The organism is Orenia metallireducens, assembly GCF_003001995.1.
GTDB lineage: Bacteria > Bacillota > Halanaerobiia > Halobacteroidales > Halobacteroidaceae > Orenia > Orenia metallireducens_B.
Window position 1 is genome coordinate 1 of sequence record NZ_PVNB01000064.1, and the last position, 4,020, is coordinate 4,020.

3 protein-coding genes are annotated in these 4,020 nt (G+C 31.2%); all 3 read left to right on the top strand.

Annotated features, from left to right (window positions below; translation table 11 throughout):
- Nucleotides 1-140: oligopeptide/dipeptide ABC transporter ATP-binding protein (locus tag BX659_RS18460; RefSeq protein ID WP_374956491.1), on the top strand; the 140-nt coding region annotated here is incomplete at its 5' end.
- A gap of 597 nt (nucleotides 141-737) precedes the next feature.
- On the top strand, nucleotides 738-2,378 hold the full coding sequence (locus tag BX659_RS18465; protein WP_097017621.1) for an ABC transporter substrate-binding protein: 1,641 nt from the start codon (nucleotides 738-740) through the stop codon (nucleotides 2,376-2,378).
- A 520-nt stretch (nucleotides 2,379-2,898) separates the two neighbouring features.
- Nucleotides 2,899-3,903, top strand: coding sequence for an ABC transporter permease (locus BX659_RS18470; protein WP_097017622.1), 1,005 nt, complete (start codon nucleotides 2,899-2,901; stop codon nucleotides 3,901-3,903).
- Nucleotides 3,904-4,020: the final 117 nt, after the last annotated feature.

Consider the following 4,020-nt stretch of genomic DNA (forward strand, 5'->3'; position numbering starts at 1 on the left):
GTCCAATCAATCCACCAAGTGGATGTCCTTTTCATACAAGGTGCCCTTTTGCTACTGAGAAATGTAAGAGAGAGGTACCAAGCTTTGAAGAGAAGATTGATGGACACTTTGCTGCCTGCCATTATTCAGACGAAATGTAACTTGATAGGTTTAAAAATATCATAGATAAAGTATCGTAATACCCCATTAAATTTCAATATAAATTTATACATTCATAAAGAGCAGCTATTTAGCTGTTCTTTTATTTTTTAATAAATTTTATATATTTTCTATAAAATTTTATATAATTATAATTATATAAAAAGGTTTGACAAAAAGAAGGATTTTGAGTATAATTATTGACAAGAAGGAATAATTATTAGTAGATAAGTAGTTAGTAGAGTAGATATCATTATTAGAATTTAAAAACATGAGTAGCTTAGAGGTTGAGTAGAATAATAATTGATTAATAAAATTGATAGTAGGTATATTTAAATATACTAATAGTCTATCTATTTTTTATTACATAACTAGATTACTTATGTTTGTTAGATAAGTGATTTAACAGAACTTCAACTCTAAACTAACTCAATTGGTTTAGAGTTTTTTATTTTTTGCATTATTAATGACTTATATGTGTAAGTTGTATTTCTTTAATGGGATTTGATTTTCTATAAAAGTTTAACTAGTCTTATAATTTTAGTTATTGGACATAGTTTTAACTTATATAAAAAAGAATTTATGAGGAGGAAGAAGTTGTGAGAAGAAAGAGTTTTATTTTATTTATAGTAATCAGTTTATTAGCAGTTTTAGCATTAGGATGTAGTAATCAAAGTGCCAAGCCTGCTAAAGAAGAAGTTGAGAAGGAAGCCAATCAACAGGTTTCAGAAAATGATAAGTTTGGTGGAACATTGATTTATGGTCGTGGTGGGGATTCAGTAAAATTAGACCCTGTTAACGTTACTGATGGTGAATCAATGAAGGTAACTATGCAGATTTTTGATACTTTAGTCGATTATGAACCAGGAAACACTAAAGTAATTCCATCTTTGGCTAAGAGTTGGGAAATATCTGAAGATGGATTGACTTGGACTTTCAATTTAGAAGAAGGAGTTAAGTTCCATGATGGAACTGACTTTAATGCTGACGCAGTTGTATTTAATCTTGAGAGATGGATGAATGAAGATCACCCATATCATCATGGTGAGTTTGTTTACTGGGGATATATGTTTGGTGGATTCCCTGGAATTGTTGATAAGGTAGAAGCAGTTGATGACTATACAGTTAAATTTACTTTAAATACACCTTCTGCTCCGTTTCTTTCAAATTTAGCGATGGCACCCTTTGCTATTTCTAGTCCAACAGCTATTAAGAAGTATGGAGAAGACTACTTTAAAAACCCTGTTGGAACAGGAGCATTTAAGTTAAAAGAGTGGAGACGTGGCGATAGAGTGGTATTAGAGAGAAATGAAGATTACTGGAAAGGTAAAGCTTATCTTGAAGGTATAGTTTTTAGAAGTATTCCTGAAAATACTGCAAGATTTATGGAGTTACAATCTGGTTCAATTGATATGATGGATGGAACTAATCCAAATAGTATACCACAGGTTAAGAGTAATGATAAATTAAAGCTATCTTTAAGACCTAGTATGAATATGGGTTATTTAGCAATGAACTTTGATAAAGAGCCTTTTGGTAATAAGTTAGTAAGAAAGGCTATCAACCATGCAATTAATAAAGAGGAAATTATCAAAGCATTGTATGCTGGATTAGCACAAACTGCTAAGAATCCATTACCTCCATCTTTATGGGGATATAATGATGATATTGAAGCCTATGAATATGATGTAGAGAAGGCAAAAGAGTTATTAGCTGAAGCTGGATATCCAAATGGATTCAAGACTACTTTATGGGCGATGCCAGTTCCAAGACCATATATGCCACAACCTCAATTAATTGCTCAAGCTATTCAAGCTGATTTGAAGAAGATTGGAATTGAAGCTGAGATTAAATCTTATGAGTGGGGAACTTACTTAGAAAAGTTAGAGAATGGTGAACATGATATGTGCTTAATGGGGTGGACTGGAGATAATGGTGACCCAGATAACTTCTTATATGTATTATTAGATAAAGATACTGCTATCGTAGGAAGTTCAAATAATTATTCTTTCTACAGAAGTGATGAGTTACATGATATACTAATTAAAGCTCAAAAATCAATTGATCAAGATGAGAGAACTAAGCTTTATAAAGAGGCTCAAGTAGTAATTCATAAAGATGCACCTTTGGTACCACTGGTACATTCTACACCAGCAATTTCTTTGAAGAATGAGGTAATGAACTATATTCCAAGTCCTTTAGGAATTGAACACTTAAATAATGTTTGGTTAAAGAAATAAATAATTTATAAAGATTAATGATATAGGGATTTGAGTATTCAAATCCCTATATTTAATACTTTGATAATCTTATTTATATGAGAATTCTGTTAATTAAATATAATGTTAGTCATATTGATGTATTGTTATATGTTTACTTTTTTTAAAAGTTATTAAAATCTTAGGTTTCGCCTAAGGGCAATTTACTTTTGTCATTGCCACAAAAGTAAACAAAAGGTCTAGAAAAGAATTAAAACTCACTTCGCAATCAACATTTATTGAGGTTAAAAAATATAGAAGTTCTACTTCAAAGATTATATTGTTATTATAATCTTTTGAGAGTGCTTGCTTCGTTCAAACAATAATTCTTTTCGCTTTTAAAAACTTTAAAATTATACATTGAGGTTAAAAGTGTCGTATTATCTATCTATTGTATTATTGATAAAATAATCAGTAATGAGTTAGAGATGATAATTTTCCACTAATCATTTATCACTAATTACTCATCACTGTTTTACAAGGAAGGGAGTGCAATACAAAAATGCTTACTTATATAATTCGTAGATTGTTGTTATTGATTCCGATTTTAATTGGAGTATCAATAGCAGTTTTTTTGATGATACATCTAATTCCTGGAGACCCGGCTAAAATCATGTTAGGTGAGAGAGCAACTGCAGATGATGTAGCAAGATTAAGAGAACAGATGGGGTTAAATGACCCATTATACCAACAGTATTTAAGGTTTATGAAAGATTTATTGAAGGGTGATTTAGGTCGTTCTGTTTTTAGTAATGAGAAGATTACTACGGAGTTGTTTGAACGTTACCCAGCAACAATTGAGTTAACTATTGCTAGTATGCTAGTGGCTGTTTTAGTTGGGGTTCCAGTAGGCATTATTTCTGCCACTAAAAAATATTCTATTATTGATTATCTGACAATGACTGGAGCTTTAGTTGGGGTATCTATGCCTATTTTTTGGCTTGGATTGATGGTGATTTGGTTATTTGCTTTTAAATTAGGGTGGTTTCCACCTTCTGCTCGTTTAAGTGTAGGAGTAGATCTGCATAATATAACTAACTTTTATGTGTTGGATAGTATTTTAACAGGAAATTGGATTGCTTTAAAGGATTCTTTATATCATTTGATTTTACCTAGTTTCTCTTTAGCAACTATTCCAATGGCTATTATTGCAAGAATGACTCGCTCTAGTATGTTGGAGGTTTTGAGTAAAGATTATATTAAGACTGCATATGCTAAAGGTTTAAGTCAGAAAGTTGTTATCTATAAGCATGCTTTAAGGAATGCATTGATTCCAATTGTAACAGTTATTGGGCTACAATTTGGTCTTTTACTAGGAGGAGCAGTTTTAACAGAAACCATTTTCTCATGGCCAGGTGTAGGTAAATACTCTGTGACAGCTATCTTATCCCGTGATTTCCCAGCAGTACAGGGTTCTGTTTTAGCTTTATCGACTACTTTTGTTTTAGTAAATTTAATGGTTGATTTGTTATATGGAATTATTGACCCTAAGATACATTATAATTAATTAGTTAATAGCCATTAGCGACTAGCTGGTTAGTGTCATGACATCGTTAACTTTTTCTAATGCTTAAGTTTTGTTCCATGACATCGTTAACTTGTTAGAGCTACTTTTATTCCATGA

What these genes read in the sequence shown, in the direction of transcription:
- BX659_RS18470 (WP_097017622.1), top strand. Translation starts at nt 2,899, where the DNA reads ATGCTTACTTATATAATTCGTAGATTGTTGTTATTGATTCCGATTTTA.